At 57.3% G+C, this 18,360-nt stretch carries 18 protein-coding genes; 6 read left to right on the forward strand and 12 right to left on the reverse strand.

Translation table 11 applies throughout. The features are described from left to right. Positions 1-31: 31 nt before the first annotated feature. Complete coding sequence (locus GC165_06210) at positions 32-835, reverse strand: hypothetical protein (GenBank protein ID MBI1332454.1); 804 nt, start codon at positions 833-835, stop codon at positions 32-34. Beyond that, positions 832-1,530 (reverse strand): PAS domain S-box protein, encoded by a 699-nt coding sequence (locus GC165_06215; GenBank protein MBI1332455.1) that lies wholly within the window; start codon positions 1,528-1,530, stop codon positions 832-834. The genes GC165_06210 and GC165_06215 overlap by 4 nt, the downstream gene beginning before the upstream one ends. A gap of 54 nt (positions 1,531-1,584) precedes the next feature. On the opposite strand from GC165_06215, the gene GC165_06220 reads away from it, so the two are divergent. The 4 genes from GC165_06220 (at position 1,585) to GC165_06235 (ending at position 4,718) form a co-directional block, all read left to right on the forward strand. Beyond that, on the forward strand, positions 1,585-2,298 hold the full coding sequence (locus GC165_06220) for a hypothetical protein (protein MBI1332456.1): 714 nt from the start codon (positions 1,585-1,587) through the stop codon (positions 2,296-2,298). 108 nt (positions 2,299-2,406) lie between these two features. Then, positions 2,407-2,844, forward strand: coding sequence for a 3-hydroxyacyl-ACP dehydratase FabZ (gene fabZ / locus GC165_06225; GenBank protein MBI1332457.1), 438 nt, complete (start codon positions 2,407-2,409; stop codon positions 2,842-2,844). Continuing rightward, a complete protein-coding gene (lpxA, locus tag GC165_06230) occupies positions 2,845-3,633 on the forward strand; it encodes an acyl-ACP--UDP-N-acetylglucosamine O-acyltransferase (GenBank protein MBI1332458.1) in 789 nt (262 codons plus the stop codon). After that, a complete protein-coding gene (locus tag GC165_06235; protein MBI1332459.1) occupies positions 3,633-4,718 on the forward strand; it encodes a hypothetical protein in 1,086 nt (361 codons plus the stop codon). Before lpxA ends, GC165_06235 begins: the two co-directional genes overlap by 1 nt. 336 nt (positions 4,719-5,054) lie before the next feature. Here the strand turns inward: GC165_06235 and GC165_06240 are convergent, their stop codons facing one another. The 7 genes from GC165_06240 to GC165_06270 all read right to left on the reverse strand — a co-directional run bounded on the left by GC165_06240 (position 5,055) and on the right by GC165_06270 (position 12,348). Continuing rightward, positions 5,055-6,287 carry a hypothetical protein gene (locus GC165_06240; GenBank protein MBI1332460.1) on the reverse strand — a complete coding sequence of 411 codons (1,233 nt, stop codon included), beginning with the start codon at positions 6,285-6,287 and terminating at the stop codon, positions 5,055-5,057. 9 nt (positions 6,288-6,296) lie between these two features. Beyond that, positions 6,297-7,607, reverse strand: coding sequence for a hypothetical protein (locus GC165_06245; protein ID MBI1332461.1), 1,311 nt, complete (start codon positions 7,605-7,607; stop codon positions 6,297-6,299). A 3-nt stretch (positions 7,608-7,610) separates the two neighbouring features. Then, a complete protein-coding gene (locus GC165_06250; protein MBI1332462.1) occupies positions 7,611-8,897 on the reverse strand; it encodes a hypothetical protein in 1,287 nt (428 codons plus the stop codon). Next, complete coding sequence (locus tag GC165_06255) at positions 8,879-9,997, reverse strand: hypothetical protein (protein ID MBI1332463.1); 1,119 nt, start codon at positions 9,995-9,997, stop codon at positions 8,879-8,881. Before GC165_06255 ends, GC165_06250 begins: the two co-directional genes overlap by 19 nt. A 48-nt stretch (positions 9,998-10,045) precedes the next feature. After that, positions 10,046-11,071 (reverse strand): c-type cytochrome, encoded by a 1,026-nt coding sequence (locus tag GC165_06260; protein MBI1332464.1) that lies wholly within the window; start codon positions 11,069-11,071, stop codon positions 10,046-10,048. A 127-nt stretch (positions 11,072-11,198) separates the two neighbouring features. Next, positions 11,199-11,684: a hypothetical protein gene (locus GC165_06265; protein ID MBI1332465.1), complete on the reverse strand. Its 486-nt coding sequence runs from the start codon at positions 11,682-11,684 to the stop codon at positions 11,199-11,201. 88 nt (positions 11,685-11,772) lie between these two features. Then, the gene (locus GC165_06270) at positions 11,773-12,348 is read right to left on the reverse strand and encodes a hypothetical protein (GenBank protein ID MBI1332466.1); all 576 of its coding nucleotides are present in this window, start codon (positions 12,346-12,348) and stop codon (positions 11,773-11,775) included. 186 nt (positions 12,349-12,534) lie between these two features. On the opposite strand from GC165_06270, the gene GC165_06275 reads away from it, so the two are divergent. Beyond that, the gene (locus GC165_06275; GenBank protein MBI1332467.1) at positions 12,535-12,720 is read left to right on the forward strand and encodes a hypothetical protein; all 186 of its coding nucleotides are present in this window, start codon (positions 12,535-12,537) and stop codon (positions 12,718-12,720) included. 274 nt (positions 12,721-12,994) lie between these two features. Here the strand turns inward: GC165_06275 and GC165_06280 are convergent, their stop codons facing one another. From GC165_06280 to pstS, 3 genes are all read right to left on the reverse strand, one after another. Next, entirely contained in the window at positions 12,995-13,789 is a 795-nt protein-coding gene (locus GC165_06280) for a GTP cyclohydrolase I FolE2 (GenBank protein ID MBI1332468.1), read from the reverse strand. 67 nt (positions 13,790-13,856) lie between these two features. After that, positions 13,857-15,878, reverse strand: coding sequence for a phosphate ABC transporter permease subunit PstC (gene pstC, locus GC165_06285; GenBank protein ID MBI1332469.1), 2,022 nt, complete (start codon positions 15,876-15,878; stop codon positions 13,857-13,859). 38 nt (positions 15,879-15,916) lie between these two features. Next, a complete protein-coding gene (gene pstS / locus GC165_06290; GenBank protein ID MBI1332470.1) occupies positions 15,917-17,059 on the reverse strand; it encodes a phosphate ABC transporter substrate-binding protein PstS in 1,143 nt (380 codons plus the stop codon). Between the two features lie 162 nt (positions 17,060-17,221). Between pstS and GC165_06295 the strand changes: the two genes are divergently transcribed. Continuing rightward, entirely contained in the window at positions 17,222-18,298 is a 1,077-nt protein-coding gene (locus GC165_06295) for a M20/M25/M40 family metallo-hydrolase (GenBank protein ID MBI1332471.1), read from the forward strand. Positions 18,299-18,360: the final 62 nt, after the last annotated feature.

Genomic DNA, 18,360 nt, shown 5'->3' on the forward strand with positions numbered 1-18,360 from the left:
GGCGAACCGGAAGGACTGGAAAGGGCCCTAACTAGAGATCGATGCCTGACTGCAGCCGCTCCGCCACAATCTTCGCCGAATCATAATCGATCGGCATACGATCCATCTTCTTCGCCGGATTAAACGTAAACAGCGCCTCGGGCCGAGTCAGCCGTGTAAACACGATCCCCGCCATCGACGACAACGGCCGCGTCTGGTCGCCCATCCCGTTCGAGCCCTTCTGGCTCGACCAAAATCGCATCGCGATCTCACCTTCCGGTGTCGTATCCCATCCCAAAAACACCACCGAATGCCCCGGTCCATGCAGCCAGTTGATGTTGCAAAAGTCGCCCGGCTCGGCCAAAAACGGACTCACCCGCTCGCCCATGCCGCTAAAAAGAGCCAAAGCGTACAAGGAACCTGGCCCATCCGCGTTCCACCAGCCCCAAAGCTTCACCATGTCCTCGCGCCGACCGCCGTCCGGCTCCTGCATCCGCACCGCCTCGAACCGATCCGCCGAAAGCTCGCTGCTCCGGCTTCGCAACAGCGTGTTCAATCCGCCGATGAATGCTGAGTACGACGCTCCTGAACAGTAGCTTGAAGTCCTAGGTGGCGCAAGCAAAGGCTTGCCGAACAAGGCAATCGGAACCCCGATAGGCGACTCGGGCGGGTCCGCCTTCACACCGATGAAATAGCCGCCGCCTTCCGGTGCGGTTGCTTGCATTTCGTCCACTGCCGCTAGAACGGCCTGGTTATACGGCGTCGCCTCCCAACCAAAGACCTGTCGGTGTTGCAGGTTGTACGTGGGCAAATGGACCCAAACGTAGGACATCGCGGGCAAAAGAAAATGGATCATGCGGGTGGGGGAAGCGTTGGTTGACTTAACGTCGTTATCCACATCATACGCTTTCCCGCCGGAGTATCATAGACCACCGCGTCCCCGTAGATTGTCACAATCGACCCGTCTCGATGCCGCGTATAGGCCGTTCGATTAGCTCCGAGGGTCGGATGGTCGGGGTTGGCGAAGAGCTCTTCCATCCAGGGCATGAGGATTTCATGCCGACCCTCTGGGTAAAAGTCCAAAATCGAGTTGCCGACCATTTCGTCCGGTGAGTAGCCCATCCACTTGCAAGTCGCTTCGTTTACGTAAACAACCGTCGTATCTGGCGCCAAAATGATAATCGATCGCGGCATCTTGTTGAGGGCGATCAAAAGGCCTGTGTCCTCGCGGCCAGAATTCTCCAGTTGATTGCGCAGAACCTCGACCTCGTTCTGGAGAGTTTCGATCTCGTCTTTGGCTTTGTAATCCAGGTATTTCGCCACTAACTCGGTTCGGTTCAACGGCCCGAGCTTGATGCGGATTCGGCCCCAGTAAGTGGCGATTGTAGCTAGGCTGATGCCTAGTTCGATAGCGATCGCCTGGTCCGTCAGACCCCGCGAAGCGTGTACCAGCAACTGAAGTTCGCGCTGGCTAAGCTCGCTTTCGATATCAGGCGAAAGACGCCTTGTCACATCATGCAGTATAGACCATGTCGTTAAATCTGATGACATGAATCTGATGACTCAGTGGCAATGGCAGGAATCTCATGACTCTCAAATAGCTACGTGCGATCCAAGGTATTTAACGGTACATTGTTTAATGTTGAATTGAGGAACCCACTGAAGCATTCCTCTGTTCTGAAACCTCGCCCTTTCCGCCAAAAAGATAAATCGGTGCGGGCAAGAGAAGTCAGAAAGATGGAATTAGTGGTCGATATCGCAGAAAGCTTGAACCTAGAGCAGGTGGGAGCATTCCTGAAGGGGTTGAGAATTTCGTGTTTGTGCGAGGACTGGGTCCCAGTACCTGCAAATCCGAAGCCGATCCATGGTATCAATACACCAAGCTTCAACATCGACGTGAGACCGGGCGGAAAACTCTTCGAAGAGGACGAGACCCAAGAGCACCTTGACAATAAGCCATCGACCCTTCTGCTCTTCAATCCCGAAGTGGCAGAGTTGGAAGAACCCAAAGTCATCTACATGACCGATCATTCTCACCGAGCCAGCGCAAACCTCGACGCATTCAAACAGTTGAAGCCCCGAGGCTTCTATGGGGCCACAGTAATTTCCGAATGTGAAACAATTCGTGAAAATTCAACGTGGAATGATTTAAGTACGCAAATTCTAGAGAAAATCAGGTCCGCAGTCCAAACCACCCGTGCTAACCTGATCATTGCGAACTACGATCTAGGACGTCCGGGCCAAAAGTTCGACCGCATGGCATGCCTGTCGAAACTGGTCAACCAAAACGCCTGCCATGTCCTAATCCTCAAGTCTTAATGACCGCTCCAATAAACCCCACATGCATTCCCCCGGAGTCGCGATGACCCGGGGATTTTTTTTCGCAACGGGTACCCTATGGGGAGATTTTTCGAGCTTGGAGTACGTGTGATCGATATTCAAGAACTTCTGTCGGTATTGCCCCATCGGTATCCTATCCTTCTCGTCGACCGAATCCTGGAGATTTCGGATGACAACATGCGGTGCAAAGGACTCAAAAACGTCTCCATCAATGAGCCGTTTTTCCAGGGCCATTACCCCGGCATCCCCATCATGCCCGGCGTCCTCATCATGGAGTCCATGGCCCAGGTCGGCGCCGCTCTCCTCATGACGACCCCCAAGCTCGTCGGCAAGATTCCACTCATCGGATCCATTGAAAACGCCAAATTTCGCCGCATTGTTCGGCCCGGAGACCAACTCATCCACGATGTTGAGATACTTTGGGTTCGTGGAGACGTCGGAAAAATGAAGGGCGTCGCCACCGTCGACGGGGAAACTGTCGCCGAAATGGAAATGGTATTCAAGATGAGCGCAAGGGAAAGCTAGTTGGCCTCGATTCACCCCCTCGCATATGTCGATCCCAAGGCAGAACTTGCCGAGGACGTCGTCGTCGGTCCGTTTTCCTATATCGAAGCCGGCGCGGTGATCGGCAAGGGTACGCGAATCGACTCCCATGCGACCGTCAAACACTTCACGACCATTGGGGAGAATAACTACATCGGACAAGGGAGCGTCATTGGCGGCGACCCTCAAGACCGAAAATACAGCGGCGAGCCGACCTACCTCACCATCGGCAACAACAACGTTTTTCGCGAGTACGTCACCCTCCACCGCGCCACCGGAGAAGGGAAGTCCACCATCATCGGTAACGACTGCTTCATCATGGCCTACTGCCACATCGGCCATAACTGCCACGTCCACGACCGCGTCACCATCGCCAACTCGGTCGGTGTCGCCGGCCACGTCACTATCGAAGACCTGGTCAACATCGGCGGCATGTCCGGCATCCACCAATTCTGCCGAATCGGAAAGGTCGCCATGGTTGGTGGCTTTACCAAAATCACCCGGGACGTGCCCCCGTTCTGCCTCGTCGATGGAGCCGAAGAAGAGGTTCGCGACATCAACGCCGTCGGACTTCGACGCCTGGGAGTCACCCAAGACGAACGTCTGGCCCTCCACAAGGCCTGCAAACTGCTGTTCAAATCCAAAATCGGCCTCAGCAACGCCCTCGAAATCGTGCGTGAAGAAGTCATGCCGACCGAAGAAGTCAAGTACCTCATCGCCTTCGAAGAGCGCCGGTTCAGCGGCCGCAACGGTCGCGGCGACCAACACTGATGCGCCTGCTGTTCTGTGCTGGTGAAGCCTCGGGCGATCTCTACGCCGCTTCGCTGGCGCGAGAGGTTCTGCGCGTCCGCCCCGACGCCGTCATCGGTGGCATCGGCGGAGCGCGGTTCGAGCAAGTCGCCACCGAGCCGCTCGTCGCCAATTCGTCCAAGTGGGGCGCGATCTCCTTCGTGCAGTCCTTCCGCGAGGGCTGGGGCATCCTCCGCCACTATCTCAAATTCAAAGAGGTCCTGCGCAAGGGCCCACCTGGCATCTTCGTCCCCATCGATTTCGGCTTCATGAACCTCAAGATGTGCAGGTTCGCCCGCGAAGCCGGTTGGAAGGTGGCCTACTTCAGCCCGCCCGGCTCCTGGCGGCGCGATCGCCAAGGCGAGGACATCCCCAAGTTGTCCGATTTGGTGGTGACGCCCTTCCCGTGGAGCGCAGAAATCCTGCAGAAAATGGGCGCGAATGCCCACTTCTTCGGCCACCCGCTCAAGCAGATTCACAAAGAGCTGATCGAAACCGACTTCGACCGAAAAGGGCTGGCCGTCCTGCCTGGCTCCCGCCGAAGCGAGCTCGAACAGCTCATCCCTCTCTTCAACCAGGCGCTGGCCGACTACCCCGGAACCGCTCAACTGCCGGTGCCTAAATCGTTCGTGCCGCTCGTCCAGGATCAGTGGGCACGCAAGGGCGACGCCGTCGTGAACGGAGCCGAAACCGGCGCGGTCATGCGCGTCCTGCGCACATCTGAATGCGGCGTGATCTGTAGCGGAACCGCTACCCTCGAAGCCGCCCTCGCTCAAATCCCGATGGTGGTTGTGTACAAGGTTTCGCAATTAGTCTTGCTCGAAACAAAGATCATCGGCTTCAAGCGACCCCGCTTCTATAGCCAGCCAAACATCCTGCTCCAACGAGAAGTCGTCCCCGAACTGATCCAAGAAACTCTCTCGGTCGACGCTCTCCGTCGTACCCTCGACGAAATCCAAAAGCCGGAAACCATCGCTCACCAACAAGCCGGCTTCCAAGAAATCTCTGACCTCTTGGGTAGCGACGACTGCATCACCCGCACCGTCGAACTGATCCTCGAACTTTAGAACGATGGGCCCCCTGCCCGCCAAGAAGCGATGTAAGAGGATAGCCCCCTTGGGAGTTCGGCTCTCTGGGATGGTGAGCATCCTGTGGGTAGGTCATTGGGCAAGATAACCCGCGAGTGCTACCTCAGCGCTGAGGCTTACGGCAAACGTATGAATCTGACATCAGAGGTTCTGAGGTTCAAAAGTCTTCAGTAGACAGGATGGCTTCGCAACAAAGACACATTGACCCACCCACGTCTCGCTCACAAAGAGAATAGAGGGACACTGCGGTCACGAAATTCCCGCCGCAAGAGACATGAAAGAAGTGAGTCGGGACCGCCTGCGAAGACAGCAAGCTTATCGAGTTGGCATTCGGATCACCCAGTCACCATGCCCATCCACGACCGGCTTCCCGCCGTCGTCGTGCCCATCCTGCCAAATCGAATACACCCGATCTGCCAAAACTCGAATCGGTTTGTCGTCGATGTCGAGCACATGACGCGTGTCCGACGCCCCATCAAGCTTGGCGATGGCCATAAACACGGCGTTGCGCATCGCTGCCTCCTTTTCCAGTGCCGCGAGGAACTGACCAAACTCCTCGTCGTACGTCTTCAGGCCCGCGTAGCTGATGCCCTCGCGGGTCAAATAGTCGTCACCCGCCGAGCATGCCTTGCGCGCTCCCGCCAAATCGTTCGGATCGCTCGGCAACGCCCGATACGTCGTCAGGTATCGAGCGTGGATGCGAGAAAGTGCGGCTTTGTAGAACTTTGGAAGGTAATTACTGTACCGAACTGGCCAAGGGTACTCGCGCGAAAGATACGCTTGTCGAAGCGTAAAGGGGTCTGCTTCCAGTTCGCGGATGAACTCCACATTGGCGTAATGCTCCAGGTTGATAGCCGACCGAAAGTCGTACGGACGGTCCAGTGATTGCGCTAAATCGCGCGCCAGCGCCGTCCATTCTCGTGCCATTCCGTGCCGTTCGATGATCAGCCGAATCTGGTTTTCCATCTGCTGCGACACCTCGGCGCGGGTCATCAGAGCTAAGCGAGTCTTGTCTTCGTCCGAATGCGCCACCAACCCCGCCGCGATCATCAGCAGGCGGCGAGTCACCGCCAAGTCCCCTTGCTCGATGGCCGGTGCGGCCGTCTCCGTGAGGTACTTGATCCAGCTTCGCAGGTTCGATCCGCTGGACCCGACGAATAGCGCATCGTCGGTATCGTGATCAAAGAGAATGTGCTTCTTCCGCACTGCCTGTTCCAGCGATTGAAGCTGGGGCTCGATGGCGCGAACCTTGTCGGCCAAGGTCGTCACTGCCACCACTGTCGGACCCGATCCCGACGGAATCTTTGCGGCAAGCACCAGGCTCGCCCCATTCTCATCGGCAGGCACTTGGTACAGTTGACGAACCTGATCGTGGGTGAACAGCAGACCCAAATTGGCCGCATCGAGGCGGTTTTGCTCGTATTGACCCGCCGCCGAAGGCAGATCGGTGGACTGGTAGGCGATCACCACCGAACCCAAAAGCAGAACCAGCACAACCAGCGACACACGTCCCGCGCTCGCCCATCTGCGCCGCCACTTGGTCGTCATGTTGTTACTTTACATCTTTGGAAGGTGAATCACCCAATCATAATTTCGCCCGACGCTGCTTGACGACTTCTTCGGCTGGTCGAGCCCGCCCTCGTCGGTCTCATTTGGCCCAATCGAATAGATAATCCACTCCGCGCCCTTCTTCTTGACGCGTATCTCGTTGCCGTCCAGGTCGATCCGATGATCCTTCAGAGGTAGCCCTTTGCTGAGGTCGGCGTGAGTATCCAACGCCGCGCATGCTTGATAGAGGGCGTCGCGGGTGGCAATCTCCTTGCCAACCGCCCGAGGAATCTGGGTGAAGATCGGTGCAACGAGGTTGAGGATCGTGTAACTCAAGCCCGACTTTGAAGTCGCGCTCTCGAATGAATCGAACGCCTTCTCGGCCGCCATGAAGTCGTTGGCGTCCTTGGGTAGCCTGGCGGCGAGTTTGCTGTAGTATTCCTCGATTCTCGAAAGGTTGGCGGTCTTGAACATCGGCAAAAATCGGCCATATTTCAACTCCGACGGAGCCGAGCCGCCGCCCATTCCATCATAAAAAGCCTCGGGACTCTTGATCACGAGGTCGACGCTGGAGACCGCGAACCAATGCTCCATCGCCATCGCCGTGTGCCAATCGTATGGTTGATCCAGCACCTTCAATGTCGATTCAATCGCATCTCGCCATCGTGGGTCGGCCCCACGTTCTTGAACATCTTCTCTCAGCTCCCTTTCCACAATCGATTGGCAGGCGATGCGTACGAGCATGGCGATCAGCACACCCTCGTCGTCGGCGGTCGTGGCAACGAACGCGGCGGCATGCAGGTATCGCTTGGCCTTTTCGGGCTGGTTGTCGGCCCGGGCGAACTCTGTCATCTTGCATAGTAACTTCGTCCAAGCCTTTAGGCTGGCGTACTCTGGAAAGAGAGTGTCAATAGGATTGGTCCAGTTGCGTGTATAGACCACTCGCTTCTTCGTGCTTGCCAATTCGATCTTGGCGAGCGCCGCGTCGAATTCGGCTTGATGGGCCGTCACCATCGCGGGGGTCAGCTTTTCGTAGTCGTCCCATTTGTACTTCTTCGGTAGCTCGAGGAGCGGCTGTAAGAGGCTTGCGCCATTGTCAGCATCGTCCACCGTCAGGTACTTTTGCACATCGTCGTTGGACATGAAAAGCCCCTGCTTCACGGCGGCCTCGCGGTTTTTGTCGAGGCTTCGAGCGGCTTCGGGAAGGTCGGTCCTATTCAAGCCAACCGCCACGATGGTCGCGAGGATGGTGACGACGATCACGAAGACCATCACAACCTTCGTCCAACGCTTCTTTCCGGTAACTTCCTGGTGCTCCATGGGTTATTTCGGGGTTTGCGGGAGACGAATCTCCCAGTCATGATAGGCAGTGCCGGTGCCCGAAACGGGCGTGGCAGACGAGTAGATTGTCCAATATCCGCCGGAATACTTCAAGAGCAGGTCTTTACCATCGAAGCCTTGCCGGTGGTCGGGCAGCGGCAGACCCTTGGTGAGGTCCGCATGCTTTTCGATGGCTGCCATCGCTTGCGACAAGACATTTCGCTCGGCGATGTCGCGTGCATACATCGTCACGGCTTCCGTCAAAGCCGTAGCGGAGGCACCCACGATCGTATAGCTGAGCCCATCGTTCGCGGCAAACTTCACCAACTTGTCGAGGGCGTCTCCTACGCCAGCGATGTCGTTAGGGTCCTGCGGCAAGTGGCTCGCCGCCAGTGAGTAACCTTCATACAGGCGCGAGAGGTTGGCGGTTTGAAACATGGGCAGGAACCGTCCGTACTTGATCTCGTTAGGTGGGTTCCAACCTTCTGGCAGGGGAGGATGCGGACCGGGGCCCATGTACGTCCTACAAAAATCGATCGCCATCCACTGCTCGATCGCCAGCATGGTGCGACTGTCATAGGGCTTTTCGAGCTGGGCGAGCGTCTCTTTGGCCACCCGCTGCCACCGCGGATCGAGGCCGTGACGTTCGATGATCTCTCGAACCAGTTCATTGATCGGAGTCGTCATATTCACCCTTCGCATTTGGGTGAGAAGGGTCGGACAGTCGTCTAAGCTGGTCGCGAGGTAGGCGGCGACATGAAGATAGCGGCCCGCAGTCTCTGGCCGGTTGGCTAGGAATTCGCTCTTGGCCATCTTGAGGAAGACTCTCAGCCAATGCTGGACGGGCACGCTTGAACTGGCTGAATAAGCGTTGCTGGTGTTGGGGTTTCGCCAGTCTTTGGGAAAGATCATGCGAGGACGGCGGCTCGCTTCTTCAATGACCGTCAGGGCACGGTCGAACTCGGCGCGATGCTCGTCGATCCGGCCGGGATTCAAGTTCGAAAGGTCGTCCCAGCCGAACTTTTCGGGAAGACCGAGAATGGGTTCGACGACCATCGCTGCGTTGTCGGCATCAGGCACCGCCATCGACTTTTCGACGTCTTCGACGGTCACAAACAGCCCTTGCTTCTGGGCAGCCGCGCGGTTCCTGTCGTAGTCTCGGGCCGCGGCGGGCAGGTCGGTTTGCAAGAGACCGATGGCCAGAATGCCCGCCAGCACCGTGAACACGACGATGACGATCGTCACGGGCTTTTTCCACCTCTGCCAGCCGTCTACTTTTTGGCGTTCCACCCTTCTACTTCCTTTTCGAACCGGGCTTTGGTGCTCGCAAGGGACTGGTACAGGGTTCCCGCGCCCTTGGCGAAGTCGAGCGGTGCAAGCTCTCTCATGATCGCCATGGTCAGCGAATTCCCCTTCGCAATCTCGCTCTGCACCTTCGTGATGGAGTCGGTGTAAGCGGTCCCCGACGCCGGGTCCTTCTCCACAATCTTATACCCCTCTAGGTAGGCGCGTAATAGGTCGGACTGCGTAGCACGTGTGACGTACGGCAAGTGGAAAGCCAACTCAGCCCGGCCGTAGTCCGTCTTGACCATGCTCAATTGCAGAGGGCCCGAGTCTTGGTCGAGGGGGGTAACAAACATCACAAGCTGGTTCCAGTAAACGCGGCGAAAGTCCACGGGGTCCGCAGTCGCAATTTTGCAAACATCGACCACCGCAAGTGGGAGCTCCCGGCTATCCTTCTTCAAGGTTGCAAGGGCCGAAAGGCGATCGACCAGCTTGACGTCCTCTCGGAGCGCCAGGACTCGAAAGCTGACCGCACCCGACTCCTTCCACTTGTTCAGCAAAGCCAATAGGCGGTAGAGCTTGCGAGCCTCCAACTCTTCTCCGTGTAGCGCCAGGGATGACGCGTAGCACTCAAGCGCGGCCATCGTGCGGTCATGAATCGGTTGCTCGGGAATTCTCGACGGTCCAACGGGGCGACGGAAAGCGTTCTGAACCGAGAGCTTTTCCAGTTCGGCGATGGCGGCCTTTGACCTCTCATAGGCGGCTTTGGCCCTTGCGTCCCACGGCTTTGTCGGGTCGTCCTTAACTGGATCGAATGGGTAGAAGCGGTCGTTGCCAATGGCGAGATCGACGACTTTTAGTTGCTGGGAAACGATTGGAAACGCATCGGGGCCAGGAGGTTGAATCCTTGCGTCCAGTTCTTGCGCCGTAGTCGGAATCCCAAACGCTTTCGCCTCCTCAACCAGGCTGTTGTATCGCTTGGCAGCGGGCAAAACCCCAGTTACCTGCATCCCGATGATGCCAAGGCAAACGATGATGCCAACCGAACTCGTTCCGACAATAAGCGGCCTACGCCACCGCTTCCAACCGCTGGTTCGCTCCCCCACGATAGCTAAGACGTTCGCGGGGGACCAATGCGTTCTGGCGAGGGTCGCCTATTTCGGCGGGATTGAGAAGAACTTATCTGCTAGTTTCGGGTTCGCAGTGGCCTTTACAAACTTCATAACGATGGGAGCTTTGCCACCCGGTCGCGTGATCATGAAAGGTACCATCGCGCCGCCCACCTTTCGGTAGTCGCCGAATTCGACCGACTCTGGGATGCTGCCCAGCGGAGTGGTTGTGTAAGTGGCCAATCGAGTCAACAATCCGGTCGACGAGTCGAAGTACAGATCGGCTGAAGTCTTGGCTGTCCGTGAGGCTGTGCGAAGGACGATCACTTCCTTACCGTCGATTTTGTCTCGACCGGCGAAGCGCAGCTCTCCGAAGCTGTCGAACGCGTGCTCGCCACGGAAGAATTGGCCAAACTTTTGGACCTCAGTGGCTTGTTCGGCTGGGAGTGCCTGGGCCGCTCCGCTGCCAACCTGAACCCAGGTTGCTGTGCCGTCATAGCCAAACTTTCGGCCACCCATCTCCATCACAAATTCACCCGCACCGCCCTGTGTGACTTTAACCGGTCCATCAGGTCCAAATCCGGTCGCCGTGCCGTCAAACTCGACCGATTTGAGGCCGTCGCCGACCGCCGTCTGATACTTCTTCAGCACGTCGGCGGGAGTTGCGGTTGCCGCTTGCCGGTCGATGGTGCGCCGCGATACACCCGGCAAAGACGGGACGCTGTTCGGGTGCGTGCTGCCGTTGTGGCACGAATTGCAGGTCACTTGGGTGCGGCCACGGAAGTTTTTGGCATTGATGTCGTTCTGCATCTCGATCATGTGCCGCGCAGCTTCTTTACCCTCGACGGCGTCGCTGGCGAAGTCGTCCTCCTTGTGGCAGTATTCGCAGTCCACCTTGAGGGACGCGCACATGAATTTCATTGAAGGGATGACCTGGCTGGCCGGCATGCCCTTAAGGACTTTGATGTTTTTATAGACGTCTTCGGCTTTCTTGTCGCCGTCGTCCTGATAAAGGCCAGCGGTGGCGGTAATTGTGAGACACGTGGCGAGGATAATTGGCTGAATCTTCATGGTCGGACTCTGTATGGGGACACGTTACCTCTGGCACGCGACTCGGCGCGACGTTTGTTAACGAAACCGTAGGCAGCAGGACTCAGAGAGCGGTGAACCGTAAACCGAGAACACTGTTTACTGCCGACTAATGATAGTGATGCATCGTTTCGAGGTGACCGTGATCCTCGATGATCGAAAGCAGGACTCGCCGTAGTTGGTCTTGAGTTTCGCCGTGAAGTTCAGGGTCCCAAAGGGTGTCCTCGTGGTACCGAATCTCCTCGGGATACGAGAGCGGTGGGATGGTTGCGTACTCGGGCACTTCCCACTCGTAGCGTGGCCACACGTGGGCGTGTAGGAACGGATCGACGTTGCCGTAAAGCGCATAGTTGACGCGCCTACACTCGGTGACGCGCTGAACGGCCTCGCCGAGGAGGGCCATGTCTTCCAGGAACAGGAACCGACGCTTGGCGTCGAGTTCGTTCAACTGCTCAATTTCGGGATAGGCCAACAAGAGCGCATACCCAGGCAGGAACTGATTGTCGGCGAGAACGGCGAACCCGCTTCGCATTCGGAGAATCATTTTGGGGTTCTTCCCGTCGATCAGTTCTTGTAGTCGCTCAGCTGGCGTCATGTCGCTATTATCCTACCGTGTACGGTGATTACGGAAGGTACCCCGGAAAAGTTCGTCGGACCCATGAAGATGAGGTTAATATTGGGGTCTATGACAGATCGACCGACTTTGGACAGCCCTGGGCGACCCATCGGTCATAGTGCTTGAACGTGGAAAGTTCGGTTCGAATGTTTCGAAATTGGACGAGGCAGAAATAAAAGCAAAGGGCAAACATGGAGGAGTACGTGTCGTTAGGGATGGCTCGTTTCGCGCCCTGTGAAATCAGATGGATTAACCAATAGCCAAGAAGTGGCGTCACGGTGAAAAATACGATGACGGACAGCCAAAATTTCGACTGTAGAAGTTTCCGGTACCGAGCATCGTTGGGATCGTCAGATTTGGGTCGAAGCAACGCTGGCAAGCATCCCGCAAGGTATGGCATCGCAAAGACACGGGGGCGGTTAGCCTCAATCCAAAGATCTTCCGCTTGTTGGGCGTTCTCCGGCTCCATGAAGGTTTGCCGAAGTTTTGCGGTTTGCCAAATCGCATAGACGAGTACGACGGGCAAAAGAACTCCCAAGTGACTTCGGATGCCGACAAAGAGAAGAACGATAATTCCCAAAATCGACAACACTGCAATAGCTTCAAATCCCCGCGAATAAGCTGACTGCCACGACTTCGACACTACCTACCATTATAGGGCATTAAGGATTTACTTGGGTTCGAAGGAGCGTGGGCAACCCATTGAAACCCATTTGTCAAAATACGCCATCCTTGAAAGCTCTCGTTTTGTTCGGAAGTATTTCGAAATCCACATGTACGCAGCAACCACAAAAAAATGGAAAGTGAGTCCCAATGGTACGGGCGATGGATGGCAGAATTCAGTAACACGTACATGGCCGTGACGCCGAAAGGGAACAAGGCGGACACGATGCTTGTCACCGTCATGTTGGCAAGAAGAGCTGCACGATACTTTTCGTGGGAGGAGTCACTGAACGAGGGAGTCACTAATTGGGGCTTTGCGGCCACCGAGATCAATCGTGGCCCCATGAAGTAAGCCGATAGAAAGAACCGAGGGCTGCCGTGATCGGCCCAGAACTTCTCAAGTCTCTCGTCGAACTCGCAGTCCTGTCCGATCCGTTTTCGGAGCAGATACGCCCTGGGTACCGAGACCAACATGAATATCCCAATCAGGATGGAAAGGAGCGACCCGTGTGCGAGGATGACAAAGAACGAAACGGCCCCCAGGATCATGGTTGCGAACGCGACAAAACCCCATCGATAAGCCGATTGCCAAGACCCGGACACGTCCTCTATTATAGGGCAATTCGTTATTTGCTACGGGCCAGGAATGCGTACGCGTTATGGTCGTGGATCGACTCGTGGTTTTCGACCTCGATTTCGTATGCCACGATGCGGTCGTCGGCGTCGAACGCAAGCGCCACCTCGCGCACCATATCTTCCACAAAGCGCGGATTCTGGTACGCCTGCTCAGTCACGAATTTCTCGTCCGGGCGCTTGAGCACCGGGTACAGCGGGGCGGAGCCCGCCTTCTCGATCATGTCGATCACGTCCTCCAGCCACAGCATGCCGTCGGGCTTGACCTTGACGGTGACGTAGCCGCGCTGGTTGTGGGCGCCAAACTCGGAAATCTCCTTACTGCACGGGCACAGGGTGGTGACGGGCACGACCAGATGGAGCCAAAAGTCCTCGGTTTTTCCGCCCGCGGCGACGAATCCGCACTCGTAGCCCATCATGCCTTCCTTGCCAGTCACCGGCGCGGCTTTGGCACGGAAGAGGGTGAATTTGACCTCCAGATGGGCGGTTTCGGCCTTGAGTCGGTCTCGGAGCTTCGTCAGGATTTCGGGAATCGTCTCGCCGCTGACGAGTCGGCTGTGCTCGCCGAGGATTTCCAGGAACCGGCTCATGTGGGTTCCCTTGAAGTCGTGGGGCAGGTCAACGGTGAGGGTGAATTCTCCAACGGTGCGCTGAGTTCCGTTGTCTCGTTCGCGAACCGACATCGGATATTTGACCTTGCGCACGCCGACCTTGTCGATCGAAATGTTACGGTTGTCTTTGGTGCTTTGGATGTCCACCAATGTCGTCGGAGCGTCGAGATTTGCCATATCTAAATCCAGGACCTGTTTGCTACAGGCATTCTACGTTCCTCTTTCCAGAATCGTTCTCCGCTCCCTATTTCGCGGCGAAGCGGTTACGGCTGGCCACGCGGGCGGTGACATTGAAGAGGAGAGTCATGATCAGTAGGACCAAGGCTGCCGCCCACGCCTGATCGACCCAGCTATCGTACGGCGAAATGGCGTACAGGTAGATCTTCATCGTCAGCGACGAGATCGGCTGGGACGGATTGGTGACCAACTGGTCGCTTCCAAACGCGGTAAAGAGCAGCGGTGCGGTTTCGCCCGCGATTCGAGCGATGGCCAGCATGATGCCGGTCACAATGCCGCTACGAGCGGCGGGAAGCACCACCGAGCGGATGGCTTGCGAGCGCCGAGCGCCGAGGGCGAGCGCTCCTTCAAGGTACGCCTTGGGCACCAAGCGGAGCATTTCGTCCGTTGTTCGCAAGATGATCGGGATCATCATGATCGCCAACGCAAGGCCACCGGCCCAGGCCGAAAAGTGGCGAGCCGGAAGCACGAACGCGGCGTAGGCGAATAGGCCGATGACCACCGAGGGGATGCCGTTCAGAACGTCGGCGGCAAAGCGGATGCCACCCGAAATGCGTCCTTTGCCGAAGAGCGCGACGTAAACCCCGCCGAACAGACCAACCGGGATGCCAACCGCCGAGGCGATGGCGATTAGGATTAGAGTTCCAACGATGGCGTTCTTCATGCCGCCGCCCTCCATTCCGGGCGGTCGAGGAAGCTCGGTGAACAGCGGAATGTTCAGCCCCTTGAGGCCGTGCGAGCAGACGTACAGTAACAGTGCGCCCAGTACGAAGCACGCGGTGAGCGCGCTCAGCGACAGGAGTCCCTGCCAGGTTACGTTGACGAACTTGCGCCAAGGACCGTTGTTGAAGAAGTTCTTGATTCGGCCAAATCCGAAATACGCCGCAATCGACGCCAGCGTCAGCAGTTCAAAGGGTCGGAACAGACCCTTGATGCCATTAGCCGAGAGGTCCGAGCCGAACTGGAGAAGCACGATGCCAACGATGAACAGCCCAAACAGGATCGGGCCGCCGCGCTCGCCGGCGAACCGAAGCGCCGCCGCCATCTTGGATTCCTTCGTGGCTGCGCCCTTCACCTGTTTGGTGGTGACGAGGACGAGGAGGCGGGCGAAGCCGTTGACGATGACGGTGATGACGAACAGGATCAGGGCGATCTCCAGCAATGCAGAGCGCTGAAGGTCGTCGTTGTAGGCTTCGTTAAACTGGTTGGCCAGCAAGGCGGGCATCGTGTAGCCCGGCTGGAGGATAGACGCGGCGATCTTTGGCGTGTTGCCGATGACCATCACGACGGCCATCGTCTCGCCAAGAGCGCGGCCCAAGCCGAGGATGACGGCACCGGTGATGCCGACCTTGGCTTCGGGCAGGACGACTCGCCAGATGGTTTCCCATTTGGTAGCGCCAAGGGCAAGCGAGGCCTCGCGTTGACCGGCGGGAACGGCGCGAAGGACTTCGCGGGAAATCGTGGTGATGACCGGCAGGATCATGATCGCGAGGATCACGCCGGCGGCAAGCATGTTGGTGAGGACCGGCGCCCCGCCAAACAGCGGATTCGAACCGAAGGTGTCTTTCAACCAAGGGCTGACGTGTGTGTTGAGGAATGGACACAGCACGAGGAAGCCCCACAGACCGAAGATGATGCTGGGAATGGCGGCCAGGAGTTCGATGACGAAGGAAATTGGGGTGGCGAACTTACGCTTGGCGACTTCGCTGAGGAAGAGGGCCGAGCCGACGCCGAGCGGCAGGGCGATGAGGATCGCTAGCGCGGAGGAAACCAGCGTGCCGTAGATGAACGGCAGAGCGCCGTAGGTTTGGTGGGGCACGTCCCAAACCGAGTGGGTGAGGAACGAGAGTCCGAATCGGCCACGCGTCAGACTGCTGTTGAGGAACAGGCGGATGCCGATCCAGCCGATCAGGATGACCACGAGAACGCCGAACAGAAGGGAAGCGCGCTCGAAGGCCAGGTCCTTAATAAGGGCGAAACCCGCCCGGCTCTTGAACCGGTCAGGACTAGACGAGGCCGTGTTAACCACGGCCTCGGATATTTTCTTTACCTCTGGGTCTTTGCGATCTATTTGGATGCTACGTCAACCTCGGAGAGAGCGGTTTTGTTCAGCTCGACGACCGAATCCGGAAGCGCGCCGTACTGCAAACCAGCCGACATCTTCTGACCCGGGCCGAGAGCCCACTCGATGAAGTCGAGGGTGGCTTTGGCCTTCGCCTTGTCCTTCGATGCCTTCGACATCAGAACATAAGTCATACCGCAAATCGGGTAGGCATCTTTGCTCGCGCCGTCCACGATTGAGACTCGGATGTCCTTTTTCAGGGCGTCGGCTGCGGCGTTCGCGGAAGCAGAGGTGCTTTCGACCGACGGCATCACGTACTCGCCGCTCTTGTTCTTCAGCGGTCCATAGGTGAGCTTGGCCTGCACGGCGTAAGCGAGTTCCACGTAGCCGATACAGCCCGGAGTCTGCTTGATGAGGCCAGCGACGCCGTCGTTGCCCTTACCGCCGATTCCGACCGGCCAGTTAACCGTCTTGCCCATACCCGGGCCGCTCTTCCACTCGGGCGAGACGGCGCTGAGGTAGTCGGTGAAGACGTAGGTGGTGCCGGAGCCATCCGATCGGTGGGCGATGGTGATCGCGGTGTCGGGAAGCTTCAGCTCAGGGTTCTGGCTGGCGATCTTCGGATCGTTCCACTTCGTGATCTTACCGAGGTACATGTCGGCGAGAACGTCGGACGAGAGCTTGAGCCCTTCCTTCACATCGGGAAGGTTGTAGGCGAGGACTTCGCAGCCAGAGACGACCGGGATTTGGACCGTCGGAGACGGCATGTCAGCAAGTTCCTTGTCTGAGAGCGGAGCGTCGCTCGCGCCGAAGTCGACCGTGCCCGCCTTATACTGGGCAATACCCGCGCCGGAACCGACCGACTGGTAGTTGATCGTGATTCCTGGATTGTCCTTCTGATATTGGAAAATCCAAGCGCTCATGGCCGGGTAAACGAAGGATGATCCTGCGCCGTTGAGGGCGACGGATTCGCCGGTGCCCTTGGCCGTCGTTCCTCCGGTGGTCGAGGTCGCGTTCGATCCGCTGTCCGAAGGGCCGCAACCCGTCATGGCCACGGCGGCAAAGGCGATGGCGGCCAGAGCGGCGGAGCCAGCAAAAATCGTTCGCTTACTGCTCTTGCGCGTAGCGATGTTCGTCTCGTTTGTCATTGGCAGAAGACCCATTATTAATTGTCCTTGACGCCCATGAACGTACTGAATATTCGTTAAGAGAATGTTAAGAAAACCCCGAAATTATCCTCGTTTGAACTAGAGAAAGCTCCTCGGCCTCCTAGCCTCCTTAACATTTGCGAGGGCGGGTAATCTCGCCGGATGCGTTCTGAGTCACTTGAGTTTCTAAAGGCAATCGTTAACGTTCCGAGCCCCTCTGGCTTCGAGGAGTACGCCGCCGAAGTCTATCGCCAATACACCAAGGCTTTTGCCGACGACATCAAGACCGACGTCCACGGCAACGTGGCCGCGATTCTGAATCCCGACGCCGAGATGAAGATCATGCTCGCCGGCCATATGGACGAGATCGGCTTCCTCATTCACTATATAGGCGACGATGGTTTGCTCTACTTCAGCACCATCGGCGGGCACGATAGCGCCATCCCGGTCGGGCAACGAGTTTGGGTTCACGGCAAAGAACGCATCCCGGGCATCATTGGCCGCAAGGCGATCCACCTCTTAAAGGATGAAGAGCGCAAGAAGAAACCGGAGATCGACGACCTTTGGATCGACATCGGCTGTACCTCGAAAGAAGAAGCGGAGAAATTGGTGTCGCTCGGCGACCCGGTGACGTATCAGTACGAATTCCAAATGCTCCAAGGCGACCGAGCATCCGCCCGTGGATTTGACAACAAAATGGGTAGTTTTATCGTCGCCGAGGCGTTGCGGATGCTGAAGGAAGAAGGCGGGCTGCACCCGGGCGTCGGCGTGTACGCGGTAGCGACGGTGCAAGAAGAGATCGGTCTGCGCGGTGCGCGCACGAGCAGCTATTGGATCAACGCGCAATCTGGATTGGCGGTGGACGTCAACCACGCGATCGACTATCCGTCGGTGAGCAAAACCAAATACGGCCAACTCGATGTGGGCAAGGGCCCGTCGGTGATGCGTGGGGCGAATGCGAACCCAATTGTGTTCCGAATGATTCTCGACGCCTGCGACAACGCGGATATCCCTTATCAGGTAGACGTGACCGGTGGTGGGACGGGTACGGATGGTAATGCCATGCAGCTAAATCGGGCGGGAATGGCGGTTGGAATCGTGGGAGTTCCGCTGCGGTATATGCATACACCGGTCGAATTACTAAGTCTGACCGATGTGGAGAATTGCGCCAAATTGATGGCCGCCTATTGCCGGTCGGTAACACCGGAGACAGATTTCACACCGAGAATCGTACGATAAACGACAGAATTGGATAAGAATCGGTTATACCAAGTACATTTACCAGTGGATTTGGGCCCAAA

It is taken from the genome of Armatimonadota bacterium, from assembly GCA_016125185.1.
Taxonomy (GTDB): domain Bacteria; phylum Armatimonadota; class Fimbriimonadia; order Fimbriimonadales; family Fimbriimonadaceae; genus Fimbriimonas.

Coding starts and splice junctions, on each gene's coding strand:
- GC165_06235 (MBI1332459.1), top strand. CDS start 3,633: ATGCGCCTGCTGTTCTGTGCTGGTGAAGCCTCGGGCGATCTCTACGCC.
- pstS (MBI1332470.1), bottom strand. CDS start 17,059: ATGACAAACGAGACGAACATCGCTACGCGCAAGAGCAGTAAGCGAACG.
- GC165_06275 (MBI1332467.1), top strand. CDS start 12,535: ATGGCAGAATTCAGTAACACGTACATGGCCGTGACGCCGAAAGGGAAC.
- GC165_06265 (MBI1332465.1), bottom strand. CDS start 11,684: ATGACGCCAGCTGAGCGACTACAAGAACTGATCGACGGGAAGAACCCC.
- GC165_06260 (MBI1332464.1), bottom strand. CDS start 11,071: ATGAAGATTCAGCCAATTATCCTCGCCACGTGTCTCACAATTACCGCC.
- GC165_06280 (MBI1332468.1), bottom strand. CDS start 13,789: ATGGCAAATCTCGACGCTCCGACGACATTGGTGGACATCCAAAGCACC.
- GC165_06210 (MBI1332454.1), bottom strand. CDS start 835: ATGATCCATTTTCTTTTGCCCGCGATGTCCTACGTTTGGGTCCATTTG.
- GC165_06295 (MBI1332471.1), top strand. CDS start 17,222: ATGCGTTCTGAGTCACTTGAGTTTCTAAAGGCAATCGTTAACGTTCCG.
- GC165_06240 (MBI1332460.1), bottom strand. CDS start 6,287: ATGACGACCAAGTGGCGGCGCAGATGGGCGAGCGCGGGACGTGTGTCG.
- GC165_06215 (MBI1332455.1), bottom strand. CDS start 1,530: ATGTCATCAGATTTAACGACATGGTCTATACTGCATGATGTGACAAGG.
- GC165_06245 (MBI1332461.1), bottom strand. CDS start 7,607: ATGGAGCACCAGGAAGTTACCGGAAAGAAGCGTTGGACGAAGGTTGTG.